Below are 18,337 nucleotides of genomic sequence, written 5' to 3' on the forward strand. Positions count from 1 at the left end.
CAAATTCAATGGAACAGTTTATTAATGGTCAGTGGCTTGCTGGTAAGGGCCACAGCGTACAATCAACTAACCCAGCCAATAAAGAAGTAATTTGGCATGGTAATACCGCTACAACTGAGCAAGTTAATCAAGCAATTGAAGCTGCGCGAAATGCACAGTTTGATTGGTTTATGTTGGGCTATGAAGGCCGCATCGCGGTGATCAATGCCTATAAAGCACAGCTAGAAGCGCACAAAGACGAAATTGCTGAAACTATCGCACAAGAGACTGGTAAGCCGCAGTGGGAAACCGCCACTGAAGCGGGCGCCATGATTGGTAAAATTGGTTTATCAATCCAGTCTTATGACAAGCGAACGGGCACATCGACAAATGAAATTCCTGCTGGTCGCGCTGTATTGCGTCACAAGCCTCATGGTGTGGTTGCAGTATTTGGTCCATACAACTTCCCGGGCCATTTACCAAATGGTCATATCGTGCCAGCACTAATTGCTGGTAACACTGTGGTATTTAAACCGTCAGAGCTAACACCTAAAGTAGCTGAGTTAATGCTTAAGTGCTGGGAAAAAGCCGGTCTTCCTGCTGGTGTGATAAACCTAGTTCAAGGTGAAGTTGAAACGGGTAAAGCGTTGGCTTCACACCCGCAAATCGACGGGCTATTCTTTACCGGTAGCTCTCGTACGGGTCATATCTTGCATGAGCAGTTCGCTGGGCACCCTGGTAAGATTTTAGCGTTGGAAATGGGCGGTAATAACCCGTTAATCGTAAAAGATGTCGCTGATACCAAGGCTGCAGTGCATGAGATTTTACAATCAGCTTATATCTCTGCTGGTCAACGTTGTACTTGTGCGCGTCGTTTGTATATCGAGCAAGGTGCGAAAGGTGACGAGTTAATCGCTATGCTGACTGAAGCTGTCAAGCAAATTGCTGTTGCTCCTTGGAATGCGCAGCCACAGCCATTTATGGGCTCGATGATCTCTGAAGGCGCAGCAAAAGGCATGGTAGCAGCGCAAGACAACTTACAATCTCTAGGTGGCCAGTCTCTGGTTGAACTGAAGCATCTTGAAGAAGGTACAGGTCTAGTTAGCCCTGGCCTTATTGATGTGACAGCAATCGATGCACTGCCAGATGAAGAATACTTTGGCCCACTGCTGCAAGTGGTTCGGTACCAAGACTTTGATCAAGCAATTAATCTAGCTAACGATACTCGTTACGGGTTATCTGCAGGTTTACTTGCTGACAGCCGTGAAGATTATGATTACTTCTTGGCGCGTATTCGTGCAGGTATTGTTAACTGGAATAAGCAAATCACAGGCGCGTCAGGTGCAGCACCATTTGGCGGTGTTGGCGCATCAGGTAACCACAGAGCGAGCGCATTTTACGCGGCAGACTACTGTGCATACCCTGTAGCCTCGGTTGAAGCCGATGCAGTTAACCTACCAACAAGTTTAAGCCCTGGCTTAAAACTGTAACGCTGATTTAAATGATAAGGGGCATGTTGAGCCCCTTTATTCTTTGTTAGATAGGGCAAACAAGGACCGAACTAATGCATACCGATGTAAACACGTTATTTGCCGAGCTGTGGCAAGATTATATTAAAATGACGCCATCAGCAGCGAAAATCCATGAGCTGCTAGGCAAGGGCGAAGAGATCATTAACGACCATATTGCGCTGCGCACTTTTAACATCGCTAAGGTCAACCTAGATGTACTTGCTAAGCACTTTTTGGCTTTAGGTTATGTGGATAGCGGCGACTATAAGTTTGAGCAAAAGAAACTTGTTGCTAAACACTTTGAGCATCCAGACCCAACCCAACCTAAAGTATTTATCTCTGAGCTATTAGTTGAAGAGTTTAGTGATTCACTGCAGCAAACGATTAAAGGCTTTATCGAGCAGATGGACGCTTCTGTGACCACTGCTGAGAACTTTATCTACTCAGGTCGTCACTGGGACTTAGATATCGCTACTTATCAAGCACTGCTTACTGAGAGTGAATATGCTGCTTGGGTTGCTGCATTGGGATACCGCGCAAATCACTTTACAGTATCAATCAATCATCTTGCTGATTTTGAGCACATTGAAGATGTTAACCAGGCGCTTAAAGATGCGGGCTTTGTATTAAATAGCTCAGGTGGTGAAGTGAAAGGCTCTGCCGAGGTATTACTCGAGCAATCATCAACCATGGCTGATCGCATGACTGTTAAGTTCTCAGACGGTGAGCTAGAGATCCCATCTTGCTTCTATGAGTTTGCTAAGCGTTATCCAAAAGCGGACGGTGAGCTTTATACTGGTTTTGTTGCGGCGTCAGCCGATAAGATTTTTGAGTCGACCAATAGCTAATACTGGGCTTCGCTAGTTAACTACCTATGTTAGCCTCTAGCTCAATTAGCTCAAAAATAAAAAGCGCCTTGGCTGTTGAAGCTAAGGCGCTTTTTTTGTACATCATCTACAACTCTCTGAGCGCAGGTTTTATGCGCCAGTGGCTTACTGCCAGCACGGCTAATAGCCGTGCTGGTATTTCTCTTAGTGCTAATTCAATCTATGATTTATTGGCATCATTAGTTAGTGGGAACTCTATAACCACTGATAAACCTGACAGCTGCTGTTCCGACAAGAAACTTAGCTTGAATTCATATTGCTCGCAGATCTCTTTAACAATAGACAAGCCTAGTCCGTGCCCCATTACAGCTTCATCAAGACGTTTTCCGCGCTGTGTAAGCTGCGCTAGCGCCTCCTGTTCAACACCGACACCATCATCTTCAACTGTAAGTAAAATGCGCTCAGGCTCGATACTAAGGGTTATATTGACTTGAGATTGTGCCCATTTAAATGCGTTATCCAGTAAGTTACCAAATAACTCCATGCCGTCTTCACGGTGGATAGGTAAACGAGTATTGTCTACCTGGGTAATGAGTTTACAGTCGATTGATTTATGGTGATGCACTTTGTTGAGGGTGCTAATTAGACTATCAAAGTCTTTAGGAAAGCTCATTTGTGCAGCTGGCAGCATATCTCCAGTAACCCGCGCTGCAGCAAGTTTACGCTCAATCATCATGCGAATATCATCAAGTTGTTGTTGCATCGCTGATGCAATTTCTGGCTCTGATAAGCCAAGGGCTTCAACCTGTTGCTGCATTACGGCCAGTGGCGTTTTCAAGCCATGGCTCAGGTTACCTAAATTATTACGACTTCTCTCTACTTGCTTTGAGGTGTATTCGAGTAGCTCGTTGTAGGTTTTTGCGAGCGGTAAGATCTCTTGTGGAATAGGGTCTAGGTTGAGTTGGTTTATCTCGCCATCTCTTAGTTTAGCGATTGATTCTTGTACCTGTTTCACTGGCTTAAATGATTGGCGCAGAATTAAGAAAATACCGAGCAGCATCGACAATAACATCGCAATATTAATGGCGAGTTTTACCCCGAATACCTCACTAAACACGCGCCGGCCAATACTTAAGTCTTGAGCTACGGTAAGGGTTGCAGTGAGGTCAGTGTTAGGCGCACCAACACCAATTGACAATAACTGAATATCATTGTTTTTCGGCCCTTTTGCTTGCCATGAGCGCATCTCTTTGGCTTCAAGCATTTCAATCTTCAGCTGCACGTCCCATAGTGAGCGTGAACGGATAACGTCGTTTGGCAGGTTTAGTTGATAGTAGCGCCCCGAATAAGCAGGTTTATAGAAGCTAGATAGCTGGCTTTGATCAATGACCAGTTTGCCTTCTTCGAGTCTTGTAGCAAGTATGATGTGCTCTAAGTCTTCCTCAAGTCGGTTAATAATTGAGTCGTGAAATGCCTCACGTAGCATCGACTCGAACAGCATAATACCCGTTAAGGTGGCTAACACGATTAACCCGCTTAGCCACAAGCTTAACTTAGAGCGAATCGAGATCATTTAGGCGATCCCGTGGAAGATATAACCCTGACCGCGGCGGGTCTCGATAGCAGTTTTACCCAATTTTTTACGTAGATGAGTCACATAAACTTCGACTACGTTGCTTTCTTTCTCATCATCGAATTGATATAGCTTTTCGGTGAGTGAAGTTTTTGACAGTAGCTTTTTAGGCGACATTAAGAAGATTTTTAGCAGTCTGAACTCCATTGCAGTGAGATCGTATTCCTTATCTTCAAGCATTACTTTTTGCTCGTTTACATCTAAGGTGATACCTGCAACTGTGATTTGATTATCAGACGAATTCATACGCCCACTGGCGCGGTGAATCAAAGCTTGAATACGTGCAAGCAACTCTTGAGCGTGGAATGGCTTGCCTAGGTAGTCGTCTGCACCTGCGTTAAAGCCTTCGACTTTTTCGTGCCATTGACTTCGAGCTGTAAGCATGATGACCGGCGTTGATAGGCCGTCTTTACGCCATGAGTCTAACAGTTCTAGGCCATTACCATCTGGCAGGCCTATGTCTAGAATGACACAGTCGTATTGAGATTCTTTGATTAGGTAGTCTGCTTCCGTAGCTTTGTCGGTGACATCCGTGACATAGCCTGCCTGTTTAAGCTGTTTTTCAAGTTCAGTGACCAACAGCGGGTTGTCTTCAACGAGTAGCAGTTTCATTTTCGGTACACTCACTTAGTGGTTTTGATAGTGAATTAGTCAGATCTTTGCTGGCATCAAGTTCAAAATAAACCTGTTTACCGTTAGATAGTTGCATTTGTACAGCGTAAAACCAAGTATTACTTACTTGCACTAACCTAACATCAATTAGCTGGCCTTTGCAGTAGGCTTCAACAGTTTTTAGTGCGCTGTTTAACGACACGATTTCGCCATTGGCCACTAACTGTGCAGCCGTGTTGTGCTCAAACTCATATGTGTCGTTAGGTGCTAGTGGAGGCTGAGTAAAAGTAACTGAACTCAAGCTGAGAACGGAGCTAAATAACCAACTCATTTTTCGCTCCCAAACAAAAAGTGGTGACCAAATCAATTGACCACCACTTTAGCTGAGTTGCCTTAAATTGAGCTGAAGTAGCTCCGCTTTAGCTTAGCGCGTGCCGTATACTACGATAGTCTTACCATGTGCTTGGATAAGATTTTGCTCTTCAAGCATTTTCAAGATACGGCCAACGGTCTCACGAGAACAACCTACAATTTGACCGATCTCTTGACGAGTGATCTTAATTTGCATGCCGTCGGGATGAGTCATTGCATCTGGCTGCTTAGCAAGGTGCAGTAAAGTTTGAGCAATGCGACCTGCTACGTCTAGGAATGCCAAATCACCTACTTTTTGACTGGTGCTTTGCAGACGGTATGCCATTTGCGCTGAAAGCTTCATTAAGATTTCAGGGTTAACTTGAATAAGCTGCTTAAATTTCTTGTAAGAGATTTCAGCAATTTCACATGCCTGTTTAGCACGGACCCAAGCAGTACGTTCAGCTTGCTCTTCGAACAAACCTAGTTCACCGATAAAGTCTCCTTGGTTAAGATATGACAGGATCATCTCTTTACCTTCTTCATCTTTAATCAGAACAGCGACAGAACCTTTAACAATATAGTAAAGAGTGTCTGAATCTTCGCCTGCGTGAATCAAGGTACTCTTGGCAGGATATTTGTGAATGTGACAGTGTGAAAGAAACCACTCCAAAGTTGGATCAGGTTTTGGCTTGCCAATAAGAGCCATAATAACTTCCTCGATTGATTAAAAATTAATGTAAGTTTTATCTAATTAAGCATTATACGTGACAGTGTAACGCAAAACTTTGATGAAGATCGAATTTAAGGGCTGGCGTAGTGTATACGAACTTGCTAAGCATTTGGTTTATTTTGCCTTATTTGCGATGAAGTTCAAAGTTCGCAATGATTTCTTGGTGTTAAACATGTTTATAAATCAGCGCTAACAAGGGTTTCTATTGTGTTGAGTGAATTAGTTAGTTAATGTTGAGCCCATGTGTAGGCGCCTATAGGGCATGTTTAAAACTTGTGAGGTGGATTTGAAGACCCATTTGTTGTCACGTGTATTTGTCCTTCCTGGTGCGTTGTTGGCACTGAGTAGCTTAAGCTTGCCTGCGTTTGGGTTTGGCTTACCAGAGACTCAGGAAACCCAAACCGCTAGCAAACTGGTACGTATTGAATTTAAAGCCCAGCAAGGCGATGTAGATGCTCAGTATCTGTTAGGTTTGATGAGTATTACCGGCCGTTTTGTCGAAAAAGATTTAGGTTTAGGCAATGAGTGGCTGAATAAAGCCGCATTGCAAAACCACCCAAAAGCTCAGCAAACACTTGCTGATTTAAGCTATGAAGGCAAAATTTACCCACGGGATCTTGCTGAGGCTAAAAAGTGGTATGCCATATTAGCTGAGCAGGGTAACAAGTGGGCTAATTTCCGTCTCGGGTTTATTTACTCTGCAGGTGGTGATGGTGTTGAGCGAAACTGTGGTAAAGCCATGGAGCAGTTTTCTGCGGTTGGTGATGACGTGTCTCTTGGTAACGTAGCCTGGATTTTGGCAACGTGCCCTGAAGCTGAATACCGCGATGGTGAGCGTGCGGTCGACTTGTCGCTTAAGCTACTTGAAAGCAATCAAAACGATCCAACCATTTTAGACAACTTAGCAGCAGCTTACGCCGAGCAAGGTGCTTTTGAGCAAGCTGTAACTACTCAGCAAAAAGCTATCGACGCGCTGAAACAAAATCCTGAGCTTGCTAACATTGATGAGTTTCAAAGTCGCCTTGAGCAGTATCGTAACAACAAAGCTTATCGAGAAGTCATTCCTCTCTTGAACTGAGCAAGCTAGCAACTAAAATTAGCCCAAGGGTCAAAATTAATCTAAGGGCTACCCCAGAGCGAATGAGCGATTGATTATGAGCCATTTACTAAGGGGTAACGAACTTTGATTGCGCAAGACGCCGTAAAATCATCCCTGATGGCTCCGCTTTAGCATCCCTGCTAAAGAGGCTTGCTTACTCAAAGCTCATTAACCCCATAATAAAGCGCGCGATAAATGTTCATGGTCTCGCCCTAAGGGCTACCGTTCTAATTACTGTTTTATCTCATTACGCGCTCTAGGGACTTCTGCCTAGGGTGAGCTGTTGTGTAGGCCGCGGAAAGCTTTAAGCAAATTTATGTTTAGCTAGTGATCGCAATGGCTGTAACGAAAATTGACAACGAGTAGTGATTTGAAGGGAGGGGGATTGATGTACTTCCCTAATAGACATAGCAGGGGCATCGGTTAGGTCAGTACATCAATATGTCACCACTACCCAGCTATGATGAGGTTCGTAGAGTAGCGGTGACAGGAATAGAATAAGCTGTTCGGCTTAAGTCAATCTTAACCGCGAGTTAGTCTTCGCCGAGCTCGGATATTTTGGTTACCTGCAGACGTTTTTCTTTTAACGCTCTGATTAGCGGCGTTAAGATTAATTCCATCGCCAATGACATCTTGCCTCCAGGAACAACCAGAGTATTGATGCGTGACATGAATGAGCCTTGAATCATATTCAAGTAGTACTGAAAGTCGACGTCTTTAATACCGCGAAAACGAATAACCACAAAGCTTTCATCAAGACTTGGGATATCTTTAGCGCTAAATGGATTAGAGGTATCAACAGTCGGTACACGTTGAAAGTTGATGTGAGTACGAGAAAACTGCGGCGTCATATGCTGAATATAATCATCCATACTCCGCACGATCGACCCCATCACTTTTTCACGGCTATGGCCGCGGTCATTGGTGTCGCGAACAATTTTTTGGATCCACTCTAGGTTAACGATGGGCACCATGCCGATGAGCAAATCTACGTGTTTGGCAACGTCTATGTCGTCAGTCACCACACCGCCGTGTAGACCTTCGTAATACAACATATCTGTGTCAGCGGGTAGATCGCGCCAGTTAGTAAAGGTCCCTGGCATTTGATTAAATGGCACAGCTTCATCAAAGGTGTGCAAGTAGCTGCGGGTCTGCCCTGTTCCCGTAGCGCTATAGCTGGCGAAGCACTCTTCGAGCTTGGCGAAGTTATTGGCTTCAGGCCCAAAGTAGCTCAGGTTTTGATTTTCAGCTTGAGATTTACGGATCAGCACTTCCATTTCTGCGCGGGTGAAGTTGTGAAAACTATCGCCTTCAACAAAGGCAGCATTTATACCGAGCTGCCTAAAAATATGGGTAAATGCAGTAGTCGTGGTGGTGGTTCCTGCACCTGATGACCCTGTTACCGCAATAATAGGATGTTTTGCTGACATGTTTTCCGCCTGAATCTGAAGTCAATTAACCCCTGATTGGGGGCGTTTTTTGTTTGTTTATTCCGCTAGTTATACGGCAATTGTTCGTCTTGCGTCAAACCAGTGAGTGAAATAGGTTACTCCCCAAACGCCGTTGGTTGAATATGCTCACGCTGGCGAATCGCGATAGACTCATCATCTTCACTATACTCCACCACTAACTCACCCAGTTTTAACTTTTGTTTACAGGCGCTAATCGCCGCATCGAATTGAGACGAGTCTAGATCGGCAAAGCTGCCATCTTCAAACTGAGATAATAAGTACTCTTTGATCAGCTGAGATACTGTGTCACTTGGCAGCGTTATCAGCGCCTCGTAGGGAACTATCATTGCTTGCTCCGTTTAGCAAAAACCTTAAAGCACGATGCTCAAGGTAGAATTTAGGCTGCCATGGTGTGCCGCCGTTAATAAAGCCAACGTGACCACCATATTGATGTAGCTCGTATTCTACCGCAGATGAAAGTTGATGTTGCGCCGGGATCACCTCATCGGTCATAAATGGGTCATCTTGAGCATGAATGATTAAGGTTGGCACTGTAATGTGTTGCAAAAAACTTAGCCCGCTTGCGCGGTTGTAATAATCTTCAGCACCGTCAAAACCGTGCAACGGCGCAGTGATTTTGTCATCAAATAAATAAAAGGTTGAAAGGTTGGCTAGTTGCCTGTGATCCACTGGCATAGCCGTTTGCAGCCCTGGTGTTTCTAGCTTAGTACGCATTTTTTGCTGCAATTGCTTTATCAGGTAACTTTGGTAAACAGTGGAAAAGCCGCCTTCTAGGCGTTTAGCACACGCCCCTAGGGCCAGCGGCGCAGACACCACGACAGCGCGACTTAGCAGGCTTTGCTCGCGGTACGTTCCCTGATACTTCGCCAGCACGTTGCCACCTAGGCTGTAACCAATACCAAGTAGTGGTGAGTTGGGGCAACGTTGTTTAAGTGTTTTAAGGGTAAAACTAACGTCTTCAGTATCACCGCTGTGATAGCTACGAGCAAGACGATTAGGCTCGCCTGAGCAGCTTCGGTGATGATGCACTACTGCGCATAAGCCTTGCTGCTTCGCCTCATCTAACATGCGTCTGGCGTAATGAGACTGGGCGCTGCCCTCTAGCCCATGCACAATCAACAGAATTGGCTGGCCGTCTTCAGGCTTGCCTAACCAATCAAGATCAATAAAGTCACCGTCTTGTAGCTCTAGACGCTCGCGCTTTACCACGGGCATGGGAATTTTGCGCATTACTGGCAAAATGGTTTGTACATGTGGGTTCTTTGCCCACCAAGGTGGCGTGAATGCTAATGTCATGGCTATCAAATGCTTTTGCTTGTTTTTATATTGGTGTCTGATCGTTAATAGTGTAGATTCATACGTATGTTTAAAAAATGTTGCTCACTATTGGGGCGCACTCTATCACACAAGTGAGTGCAGCAAAAATAACTCAATAATACCGATCCCAATACCAGCAGCTTTGACAAACGCTTTCTTTGGGGAGAAGAAATGAAAAGACGGACCTTTATTACTGGCGCTTTCGTTGGCACTGCCGCGTTAGCACTCGGGGTTAACTTATCGACGTCGTATGTGGATGAAGATAATAGTGAGAACGCTCACCGGATGATCTTCGCTGCATTGATCCCCATCTTTTTGGAGGGGGCATTGCCTGATGTCGCCTCTCACAAAGAGCAAGCAATCAATCGTACGCTTAATAATATTGCCGACACCTTAAAGGTATTGCCAGATGATCAGCGAGACGAGTTATTAGAGCTGCTTGATATGCTGGAGTCACGCTTTTCTTTGTTACTGCTGACTGGCAGCTTAACGCCGCTTATTATGCGTCAACCTGAACAACTTGTTTCTATGCTTGAGTCTTGGCGTCATCACTTTATTGAATTACTGCAAACTGCTTATCTCGGCCTGCGAGAAGTGGTGATGGCAAGTTACTACGCTAGCCCAGAGCATTGGGGGAGAATGCAATACAGCAAGCCAAGCTTTTTGGTTAGTGACTAATAAACTCAACTAAACCAGAGTAGTAAACAAACCTTATTGGCCAAGCTGTAATAAGAAAAATAACAAGGAGTGGTGTGTGGCAGTTTCGGGATCCAATTGAAGTCGGGTTGAGTCAAAGTTTTTTGTGTGCATTTGAATTAGCCAAACTGTAATAAGAAAAATAACAAGGAGTAGTGTGTGGCAGTTTCGGGATCCAATTGAAGTCGGGTTGAGTCAAAGTTTTTTGTGTGCATTTGAATTAGCCAAGCTGTAATAAGAAAAATAACAAGGAGTGGTGTGTGGCAATAGTCGATCCAATTGAAGTCGGTTTAGCTAATGGCTGGCGACATATAGATGCAGGTCAATTAGAGGGCGAGCATCAGTTTGAGGCCGATGTGGTGATTGTTGGCACTGGCGCGGGTGGTGGCACTGCGGCAGAAATCCTCACCGAAGCTGGCCTTAAAGTGATTATGATTGAAGCGGGTGGGCTTAAGTCTTCGCGTCATTTTGATATGGAAGAGCGCACTGCTTACCCAAATATGTACCAGCAAGCCGCGGCGATGAAAACCAGTGATAAAGGCATCGGTATTTTTCAAGGTCGCACAGTGGGCGGCTCAACCACTATCAACTGGACCACTTCTATCCGCACGCCCAAGCAAGCACTAGATTTCTGGCAGCAAACCAATGATGTAAAAGGCCTTGATGCGGAGTCACTCAAGCCATGGTTTGAGAAAATGGAGCAGCGCCTTACCATTCAAGAGTGGACTTACCCGCCCAATAAAAATAACGCAGTGCTGCGTGATGGTTGCGAAAAGCTCGGTTGGGAATATACCGTTATCAAACGTAACGTCCGTGGTTGCTGGAATACCGGCTATTGCGGTGTGGGTTGTCCGGTTAACGCCAAGCAGTCAATGTTGGTAACCACAATTCCGGCAGCGCTAGAGCACGGTGCAACCTTAATATCTCGCGCTAAGGTGATTGAGTTAAATCATCAAGGTGATAAAGTCACAGGTCTCGTGGCTCAAGGGCAAAATGAGTATGGCAAGCCAACCCAAACCAAGCTGAGTTTTCGCGCTAAACATTACATATTAAGTGCGGGGGCAATTCACACTCCAACTATTCTGATGCGGGCGCAAACACCTGATCCTTATCAATTGCTTGGTCGAACCTTTTTGCATCCGTCTTTACTTTCAGGCGCCTTATTTGAGGAGCAAGTCAATGCTCACAGCGGTGCGCCGCAGGCGATTTACTCTGATGAGTTTGTATGGCGAGACGGCGCCACAGGTAATCTAGGTTACAAGCTTGAATCTGCGCCAGTTCATCCAATTTTGATCTCTTCCAAGACTATAGGTTATGGCCAAAGCCACGCCAAATTGATGGAAAACTTTAACCGTATTCAGGTGCTGGTGGCGCTGGTGCGTGACGGCTTCAATGAGCAAAGCCCGGGTGGTCAGGTGCGGTTAACTGAGCACGGTTTTAGCCTAGATTATCCACTAACCCAAGCCTTTTGGGATACCGCTCGCAGGGCTTATTTGTCGATGGCTGAGTTGCAGTTTGCTGCAGGAGCCAAGCAAGTTTTACCAATGAGCGATGGGCAGTTATTTGCACCTTCCTGGCAGCAAGCAAAAGCCAATATTGAGTCTATGGACATTGCGCTATTGAAAACCATTGTTGCTTCAGCTCACGTGATGGGCGGCTGCCCAATGGGCGAGGATAAAACCAAGTCGATGATTGCCAGTGATGGCAGCAGTCATTATCTAGAGAACTTATCGGTTTTTGACGGCTCTATGTTCCCTACCAGTTTAGGGGCTAATCCGCAGCTGTCGATTTACGGCATAGTGGCCAAAAATGCCACCGCATTGGCGCAGCGCTTAACCGCTTAATCGTCGATTCTTTTAGGAAGTTCGCTCAATGTACTTGGGAGCAGCATATCGTATGCTTAATCTAGACTAGGTTGAAGTTAACTTTGAGCGAAATATTTCTGATAAGTGATAATAGTGGCTTTAGTCCTTAACTTACCACTTTCATTTTGTGAGTTTAGACATGAATAAAAAGCTCTGAGAATGCGGGTTTTACAGTATTTAGATCACACTTTTTATTAACAACTCACCCTATTTTGTATCTCAATAGCTTTCCTTACATTTTACACCTTTACACTCGTTACAACATAACATTAGTATGCTTGATTCGTTACTTATGCATTAAGACGTTGCTGTGACGATTAGCTGTAGACATGCTCCGTACTTATCTAGGCAGTGTTTATAGATAACTATTTATTTGGCTTGGCTCAAGTAAATCTGGCTTTGCTCAACTAAATAGTTGCCGTATCTGTAACGTCACCGTTTATTCAAAATAACAATAATGGAGTTAATCTATGAGAAAGTCATTAATTGCTGTGGCAATTACTTCGACTCTGCTAATGACTGCATGTCAGCAGATGAACACAAGCGCACCACAACAAGCCGTATCTGCAACTGAGCAGCAAGTTGTCGCTAACCCATTTTTTGTCAAAAGCGAGCTGCAATATCAAGCACCTGACTTTACTCAGATTAAAGATGAGCACTTCATGCCAGCATTTGAGCTGGGCATGCAGCAGCACCTAAAAGAAATCGACGCCATTGCTAACAACCCTGCGCCAGCGACATTTGAAAATACTTTTGTTGCGATGGAGCGTTCAGGTGAGTTATTAACTCGCGTATCACGCGTGTTCTTTAACCTTGTTGGTACAGACAGCAACGCTGAACGTCGCCAAATTCAAAAGACTATGGCGCCTAAGCTTGCAGGTCACTCAGACAACATTAACCTAAACCCTAAGTTATTTGAGCGTGTTGAAACCCTATACAACAAACGCGATCAACTAGGTCTAGATAGCGAGCAACTGCGCCTAGCTGAAACCACTTACAAAAACTTTATCCGCGCGGGTGCCAAACTTTCAGACGCTGAAAAGAAAACCATTCGTGCACTTAATGCTGAGCACTCAACGCTGACGACTCAGTTTGGTCAAAACCTGCTGCAAGAAACCAAAAACATTCAAGTGATTGTTGATGATGTTGCCGAGCTTGCTGGTCTTTCTGATTCACAAATTAGGTCTGCTGCAGCGTCTGCAAAAGCAGCAGGTCACGATGGTAAATACGCCATTAACATCACTAACACCACACGTCAGCCAATTCTTGCCTCGCTAGATAACCGTGAGCTACGTGAGCGTGTATGGAAAGCTTCTGCAAATCGTGCTCAATCAGGTAAAACTGATAACGGTAAAATCGTTGCGCGTTTGGCGACGCTGCGCGCTGAAAAAGCACAACTGCTAGGTTACGACAACTGGGCGAGCTTTGGTCTTGAAACTAGCATGGCGAAAACACCACAAGCGGTATACGACATGCTAGGTTCTATGGTGCCAGCAGTTGTTGAAAAAACTAAAGTTGAAGCGGCTGATATTCAAGCCATGATTAAAGCCAAGGGTGGTAATTTTGAGCTGCAACCTTGGGACTGGGCATACTACGCCGACCTTGTTCGTCAAGATAAGTACAACCTAGACGAAGCTGAAGTTAAGCAATACTTTGAGTTTGACCGCGTGCTAAATGACGGTGTGTTCTACACCATGGGCAAACTATTCAACATTAGCTTCAAACTGCGCCCTGACTTACCTGTGTACCATGAAGATGTAAAAGCATACGAAGTATTTGACGCTAACGGTGATAGCCTAGCTATCTTCTATGCGGACTACTTTGCTCGTGACGGTAAGCGTGGCGGTGCGTGGATGTCTTCATTCGTTGGTCAATCTAAGCTTTTAGAGCAAAAGCCAGTGGTTGTGAATGTAATGAACATTCCTAAAGGCCCAGAAGGTGAAAAGACATTAGTTAGCTATGACAATGTAACAACCATCTTCCACGAGTTAGGTCATGGCCTGCACGGTATCTTCTCTGATGTGAAATACCCAAGCCTCGCGGGTACTGCAGTATCACGTGACTTTGTTGAGTTCCCATCGACTTTCCAAGAAGATTGGGCGGCGCACCCACAGGTGATTGCTAACTATGCTAAGCACTACAAAACAGGTGAGCCAATTCCAAAAGACCTACTGGATAAAGTGATTGCTTCTCGCAGCTTCAACCAAGGCTTCGACACCCTTGAGTATATGGCAGCTGCGCTGCTAGATATGGAATGGCACACAGTTTCAGCTTCTGACAAGATTGGCGATATTAATGAATTCGAGCATGCTGCACTGAAAAAGCACGGCGTAGACATTGCAGCTGTGCCTCCTCGTTATAAGTCAGCTTTCTTCTCACACTCAATGGGCGGCGGTTACTCAGCGGGTTACTATGCTTACATGTGGAGTGAGATCTTAGCTGCTGATGCATATGCATACGTACAAGCGAATGGTGGCCTAACGATTGAAAACGGCGATAACTTCCGTAAAAACATCTTAGCTGTGGGTAACAGCAAGAACTTAATGGACGCTTACAAGGCCTTTAGAGGTCAAGAGCCAACAACTGATGCACTACTGATTCGTCGTGGTTTGAAGTAACCAAAGTTTAGCTTAGATTGGTTTAACCATGAGCCATTAAAAGGGCTAAGAGCTAAAGGCTAAGAGCAAAAGGGCTGATTATTCAGCCCTTTTTTGTGCCTGAGGTTTGGCTCTCAGGTAAAGTTCTACTGAATGGAACTCGCTAATTTCAATCAACAGTAAAAATTTGATTTGACACATTCGAAAATTCATATATATTTATTTTCGAATATTTAGCGTAGAACTTCAGGTCATATGTGCTGACCCTGCTATGCTAATTCACAAGTTCATTTTTATTGGTTTATTTAGAGGTGAAGACTGATGACACAAGCTGCAAATGAAGTTATTCCAAAGGATTCGCCTGCTACTGAGCTGCTTGAAACTGGTGTATCGCCACTTACGTTTTATAAATCACTTGCCGATGAAACCAGACTATTGAGTTTGTTATTGATCGCAACGGAGCAGGAGCTTTGTGTTTGCGAATTGATGCAAGCATTAGATGAAAGCCAGCCAAAAATCTCCCGTCATTTAGCTCAGCTGCGCAAAGCGGGCTTACTGCAAGACCGCCGCCAAGGGCAGTGGGTGTTTTACCGCATTTCACAATCGCTACCTCAATGGATGCAGCAAGTGCTGCGAGACAGCTTACACAATAGCCAAACATATATTGCCCAAAGTCAGCAGCGATTGGCGCAAATGGGCGACCGACCAACACGCAATGGTAAATGCTGCTAGGTGCGACGAGAAAGCTGCAAGCATTCGCCAGCAAATTTATGAGTTATAGATAGTTTTAATGTATTGAGGAATAAGTAATGACAATTAAAGTAGGTATTAACGGCTTTGGCCGTATGGGACGCTTATCTATGCGCGCCGCATTCGACTGGGATCAAGTTGAGTTTGTGCAAATTAATGACCCAGCAGGTAATGCAGAAACCTTAGCTCATCTGGTTAACTTTGACTCTATTCATGGTAAGTGGCATCACGAGGCGGTTGCCTCAGGTGATAGCATTGTGGTGGACGGCAAAACTATCCTTTGTTCATCAAACAAGGCGATTAGCGACACTGATTGGTCACAGTGCGATGTAGTGATTGAAGCCTCGGGAAAAATGAAGTCTAAGGCTGTGCTGCAAGCGTATCTTGATCAAGGTGTTAAGCGTGTTGTGGTTACCGCGCCAGTGAAAGAAGAAGGTGTGTTAAATGTCGTTGTTGGCGTTAACCATGACCTTTACGACCCAGAGCAGCATCCAATTGTGACAGCAGCATCTTGCACTACCAACTGTTTAGCGCCTGTGGTTAAAGTGTTGCATGAAAAGTTAGGCATCAAACATGGCTCTATGACCACTATTCATGACATCACTAATACCCAAACCATTATTGATGCACCTCACAAAGACTTGCGCCGCGCCCGCGCTTGCTCAATGAGCCTTATTCCAACCACGACGGGCTCAGCAACTGCGATTACCCATATCTTCCCAGAGCTAAAAGGTCGCTTAAACGGTCACGCTATTCGCGTGCCTTTACTCAATGCTTCAATCACAGATTGTGTGTTTGAAATGAATCAGCCGACCACAGTTGAAGAGATTAATGCGCTATTACAAGATGCTGCAGACAATGAGCTTAAAGGCATTTTAGGCTTTGAAACCCGACCGCTTGTGTCGATTGACTATCGCACCGATCCGCGCTCAGCCATCATTGACGCTATGTCGACTATGGTGGTTAATGACACTCAAGTGAAGCTATATGTTTGGTACGACAACGAGTGGGGCTATGCTAACCGCACTGCTGAGTTAATGCGTATGGTAGGACTACAGGACAAGTAATATGTCACTGCTGACTAAGTTAAGCTCACTGCCCGATGCGATTAAACAGTATCTTATCGTTACTGGTAATTACTGGGCGTTTACGTTAACCGATGGCGCGCTGCGCATGCTGGTGGTGCTGTATTTTCATCAGCTTGGGTATGCGCCGTTAGAAATTGCCATGCTGTTTTTGTTTTACGAGTTCTTTGGCGTGGTGACTAACTTAGTCGGTGGCTGGTTAGGGGCAAGGCTCGGGCTTAATCGCACCATGAATATTGGTCTGGCGATGCAAGTTATTGCTCTTGCTATGCTATTGGTGCCCGAAACTCACTTAACAGTCATTTGGGTAATGATGGCCCAGGCGCTATCTGGCATTGCGAAAGACCTGAATAAGATGAGTGCTAAAAGCTCCATCAAGCTGCTAGTGCCTGGTGATGCTCAGGGTAAACTTTATCAATGGGTGGCGATCTTAACAGGGTCGAAAAACACCTTAAAAGGCGTGGGCTTTTTCTTAGGTGGCGCGCTGCTTAGCGCCTTTGGTTTTCAAACCGCAATCATGATTATGGCTATCGCGCTGGCACTGGTTTGGCTTATGAGCATCATGCTGCTTAAGCAAGACATGGGTAAAGCCAAAAACAAGCCTAAATTTTCGCAAATTTTCTCTAAGAGTCAGGCGATTAACTATTTGTCTGCGGCGCGCATGTTCCTATTTGGTGCCCGTGATGTCTGGTTTGTGATAGCGCTGCCCGTATTCCTTGCTAGCCAGTTTGATTGGGATCATTGGTATGTTGGCGGCTTTTTAGCTTGCTGGGTGATTGGCTATGGCATAGTGCAAACCTTTGCGCCGTATTTTACTGGTAAGAAGCAAGGTAAGGTGCCAAACGGTAAAGCGGCATTTGCCTGGGCGCTACCACTGGTGAGTGTACCGTTAGTTATTGCTGCATCACTGCATTTTAACTGGCAGGTGAGCGCAGTATTGCTATCGGGTTTGATGGTCTTTGCCGTGTTGTTTGCGATTAACTCATCACTGCATAGTTACTTGATTGTTAGCTACGCCGGAGATGATGGTGTATCGCTGGATGTTGGCTTTTACTATATGGCCAATGCGATGGGGCGCTTAATTGGCACCGTACTATCGGGTTGGCTTTTTGGTGCTTACGGTCTAACGGTTTGCTTGATTGTGTCAGCGATATTTATTTTACTCGCGGCGCTATTAGCACTGAAATTACCTAGGTAGATGTCTGGGTATTGTTATTAGCTGAATTTAGGCTGAGTTACGGGAAGATATCAAAAAGGCGCTTTGTTTAAAGCGCCTTTTTATCATCTATTTTAGAGCGGATATATTGAGTTTTTCAGATTAGTTGAGCGTGCTGATAATGGTCTCATCTAAACCAAATAAACTAAGGTAAGCGGCAATATTCGATTGCTGCGGATTGCTTTCACCTTCAGTGCGAACCAGTTGTGCGCGGATAATTTGCTGTGATTTACGCTCCATGATCAGCTCAACTTCGAGCATTTTTTGATACTCGTCCTCACTGGTGTGTGCTTTGGCTTTACGGCGTAGCGTGCGATAGGGGATAAGTACAAACTCTTCCCACCTTGCAATTGCCTTTGCCAGCGACTGCCAGCTTGCTTTAGCAATGAAATACCCCTGAGCATCAAGATACTCTGCCAGCAAGATGAGGTTCACATTGGTGTGGTAGTTGTCTTGTAAACTGATATAGCGATTAGGATTCGCTAGGTAGGCTTGCTCACAATGTTGCCATAACTGCTGATCTAACGCAGGGTGATCAAAAGCTGTCATAAATCTCTCCATGATTTTGCCCCTAAGCTATAGTGCAAAGTACTA

Annotated in this window: 17 protein-coding genes; 9 read left to right on the forward strand and 8 right to left on the reverse strand. The window is 45.0% G+C overall.

All coding sequences use genetic code 11. The features are described from left to right. Positions 1-8 precede the first annotated feature (8 nt). Together astD and G3R49_RS02850 are read left to right on the forward strand one after the other, a co-directional pair. Complete coding sequence (astD, locus tag G3R49_RS02845; protein WP_167868579.1) at positions 9-1,469, forward strand: succinylglutamate-semialdehyde dehydrogenase; 1,461 nt, start codon at positions 9-11, stop codon at positions 1,467-1,469. Positions 1,470-1,543: 74 nt separating this feature from the next. Then, a complete protein-coding gene (locus G3R49_RS02850; RefSeq protein WP_167868580.1) occupies positions 1,544-2,338 on the forward strand; it encodes a DUF1338 domain-containing protein in 795 nt (264 codons plus the stop codon). 199 nt (positions 2,339-2,537) lie between these two features. Here the strand turns inward: G3R49_RS02850 and G3R49_RS02855 are convergent, their stop codons facing one another. The 4 genes from G3R49_RS02855 to crp form a co-directional block, all read right to left on the reverse strand. Continuing rightward, a complete protein-coding gene (locus tag G3R49_RS02855) occupies positions 2,538-3,890 on the reverse strand; it encodes an ATP-binding protein (RefSeq protein ID WP_167868581.1) in 1,353 nt (450 codons plus the stop codon). After that, complete coding sequence (locus G3R49_RS02860) at positions 3,891-4,562, reverse strand: response regulator transcription factor (protein ID WP_130598444.1); 672 nt, start codon at positions 4,560-4,562, stop codon at positions 3,891-3,893. After that, on the reverse strand, positions 4,543-4,893 hold the full coding sequence (locus tag G3R49_RS02865; protein ID WP_130598442.1) for a PepSY domain-containing protein: 351 nt from the start codon (positions 4,891-4,893) through the stop codon (positions 4,543-4,545). Before G3R49_RS02865 ends, G3R49_RS02860 begins: the two co-directional genes overlap by 20 nt. Before the next feature lie 93 nt (positions 4,894-4,986). Beyond that, positions 4,987-5,622 (reverse strand): cAMP-activated global transcriptional regulator CRP, encoded by a 636-nt coding sequence (gene crp, locus G3R49_RS02870; RefSeq protein WP_130598440.1) that lies wholly within the window; start codon positions 5,620-5,622, stop codon positions 4,987-4,989. 286 nt (positions 5,623-5,908) lie between these two features. Between crp and G3R49_RS02875 the strand changes: the two genes are divergently transcribed. Further along, positions 5,909-6,724 carry a tetratricopeptide repeat protein gene (locus tag G3R49_RS02875; protein ID WP_130598438.1) on the forward strand — a complete coding sequence of 272 codons (816 nt, stop codon included), beginning with the start codon at positions 5,909-5,911 and terminating at the stop codon, positions 6,722-6,724. A 554-nt stretch (positions 6,725-7,278) separates the two neighbouring features. On the opposite strand, the gene G3R49_RS02880 is transcribed toward G3R49_RS02875, so the two are convergent. The 3 genes from G3R49_RS02880 to G3R49_RS02890 all read right to left on the reverse strand — a co-directional run bounded on the left by G3R49_RS02880 (position 7,279) and on the right by G3R49_RS02890 (position 9,513). Continuing rightward, positions 7,279-8,175 (reverse strand): phosphoribulokinase, encoded by an 897-nt coding sequence (locus tag G3R49_RS02880; RefSeq protein WP_167868582.1) that lies wholly within the window; start codon positions 8,173-8,175, stop codon positions 7,279-7,281. Between the two features lie 116 nt (positions 8,176-8,291). Further along, positions 8,292-8,543, reverse strand: a complete 252-nt coding sequence (locus tag G3R49_RS02885; RefSeq protein WP_167868583.1) for a YheU family protein — start codon at positions 8,541-8,543, stop codon at positions 8,292-8,294. After that, positions 8,503-9,513: a hydrolase gene (locus G3R49_RS02890; protein ID WP_167868584.1), complete on the reverse strand. Its 1,011-nt coding sequence runs from the start codon at positions 9,511-9,513 to the stop codon at positions 8,503-8,505. Before G3R49_RS02890 ends, G3R49_RS02885 begins: the two co-directional genes overlap by 41 nt. Before the next feature lie 192 nt (positions 9,514-9,705). Here G3R49_RS02890 and G3R49_RS02895 point away from each other — a divergent pair, with 192 nt between their 5' ends. From G3R49_RS02895 to arsJ, 6 genes are all read left to right on the forward strand, one after another. Beyond that, positions 9,706-10,212: a TAT leader-containing periplasmic protein gene (locus G3R49_RS02895; RefSeq protein ID WP_167868585.1), complete on the forward strand. Its 507-nt coding sequence runs from the start codon at positions 9,706-9,708 to the stop codon at positions 10,210-10,212. Positions 10,213-10,490: 278 nt separating this feature from the next. Continuing rightward, positions 10,491-12,074: a GMC family oxidoreductase gene (locus tag G3R49_RS02900; protein WP_167868586.1), complete on the forward strand. Its 1,584-nt coding sequence runs from the start codon at positions 10,491-10,493 to the stop codon at positions 12,072-12,074. A 491-nt stretch (positions 12,075-12,565) separates the two neighbouring features. Next, a complete protein-coding gene (locus tag G3R49_RS02905; protein ID WP_167868587.1) occupies positions 12,566-14,713 on the forward strand; it encodes a M3 family metallopeptidase in 2,148 nt (715 codons plus the stop codon). Between the two features lie 300 nt (positions 14,714-15,013). Beyond that, entirely contained in the window at positions 15,014-15,424 is a 411-nt protein-coding gene (locus G3R49_RS02910; RefSeq protein ID WP_167868588.1) for a metalloregulator ArsR/SmtB family transcription factor, read from the forward strand. Between the two features lie 77 nt (positions 15,425-15,501). Continuing rightward, complete coding sequence (locus tag G3R49_RS02915) at positions 15,502-16,509, forward strand: ArsJ-associated glyceraldehyde-3-phosphate dehydrogenase (RefSeq protein ID WP_167868589.1); 1,008 nt, start codon at positions 15,502-15,504, stop codon at positions 16,507-16,509. A 1-nt stretch (position 16,510) separates the two neighbouring features. Further along, positions 16,511-17,725 (forward strand): organoarsenical effux MFS transporter ArsJ, encoded by a 1,215-nt coding sequence (gene arsJ / locus G3R49_RS02920; protein WP_167868590.1) that lies wholly within the window; start codon positions 16,511-16,513, stop codon positions 17,723-17,725. 120 nt (positions 17,726-17,845) lie between these two features. Here arsJ and G3R49_RS02925 read toward each other — a convergent pair whose 3' ends face one another. Continuing rightward, a complete protein-coding gene (locus G3R49_RS02925) occupies positions 17,846-18,292 on the reverse strand; it encodes a TIGR02444 family protein (RefSeq protein ID WP_207234104.1) in 447 nt (148 codons plus the stop codon). Positions 18,293-18,337: the final 45 nt, after the last annotated feature.

The organism is Shewanella sp. WXL01 (assembly GCF_012263345.1).
Classification (GTDB): Bacteria; Pseudomonadota; Gammaproteobacteria; order Enterobacterales; family Shewanellaceae; genus Shewanella; species Shewanella maritima.

Bases quoted from the DNA above. Each gene is read 5' to 3' on its own strand.
- G3R49_RS02890 (WP_167868584.1), bottom strand. From the start codon at position 9,513: ATGACATTAGCATTCACGCCACCTTGGTGGGCAAAGAACCCACATGTA.
- G3R49_RS02865 (WP_130598442.1), bottom strand. From the start codon at position 4,893: ATGAGTTGGTTATTTAGCTCCGTTCTCAGCTTGAGTTCAGTTACTTTT.
- G3R49_RS02875 (WP_130598438.1), top strand. From the start codon at position 5,909: ATGTTTAAAACTTGTGAGGTGGATTTGAAGACCCATTTGTTGTCACGT.
- arsJ (WP_167868590.1), top strand. From the start codon at position 16,511: ATGTCACTGCTGACTAAGTTAAGCTCACTGCCCGATGCGATTAAACAG.
- G3R49_RS02880 (WP_167868582.1), bottom strand. From the start codon at position 8,175: ATGTCAGCAAAACATCCTATTATTGCGGTAACAGGGTCATCAGGTGCA.
- G3R49_RS02860 (WP_130598444.1), bottom strand. From the start codon at position 4,562: ATGAAACTGCTACTCGTTGAAGACAACCCGCTGTTGGTCACTGAACTT.
- G3R49_RS02895 (WP_167868585.1), top strand. From the start codon at position 9,706: ATGAAAAGACGGACCTTTATTACTGGCGCTTTCGTTGGCACTGCCGCG.
- G3R49_RS02910 (WP_167868588.1), top strand. From the start codon at position 15,014: ATGACACAAGCTGCAAATGAAGTTATTCCAAAGGATTCGCCTGCTACT.
- G3R49_RS02855 (WP_167868581.1), bottom strand. From the start codon at position 3,890: ATGATCTCGATTCGCTCTAAGTTAAGCTTGTGGCTAAGCGGGTTAATC.
- astD (WP_167868579.1), top strand. From the start codon at position 9: ATGGAACAGTTTATTAATGGTCAGTGGCTTGCTGGTAAGGGCCACAGC.
- G3R49_RS02885 (WP_167868583.1), bottom strand. From the start codon at position 8,543: ATGATAGTTCCCTACGAGGCGCTGATAACGCTGCCAAGTGACACAGTA.
- G3R49_RS02850 (WP_167868580.1), top strand. From the start codon at position 1,544: ATGCATACCGATGTAAACACGTTATTTGCCGAGCTGTGGCAAGATTAT.
- G3R49_RS02915 (WP_167868589.1), top strand. From the start codon at position 15,502: ATGACAATTAAAGTAGGTATTAACGGCTTTGGCCGTATGGGACGCTTA.
- crp (WP_130598440.1), bottom strand. From the start codon at position 5,622: ATGGCTCTTATTGGCAAGCCAAAACCTGATCCAACTTTGGAGTGGTTT.
- G3R49_RS02905 (WP_167868587.1), top strand. From the start codon at position 12,566: ATGAGAAAGTCATTAATTGCTGTGGCAATTACTTCGACTCTGCTAATG.
- G3R49_RS02925 (WP_207234104.1), bottom strand. From the start codon at position 18,292: ATGACAGCTTTTGATCACCCTGCGTTAGATCAGCAGTTATGGCAACAT.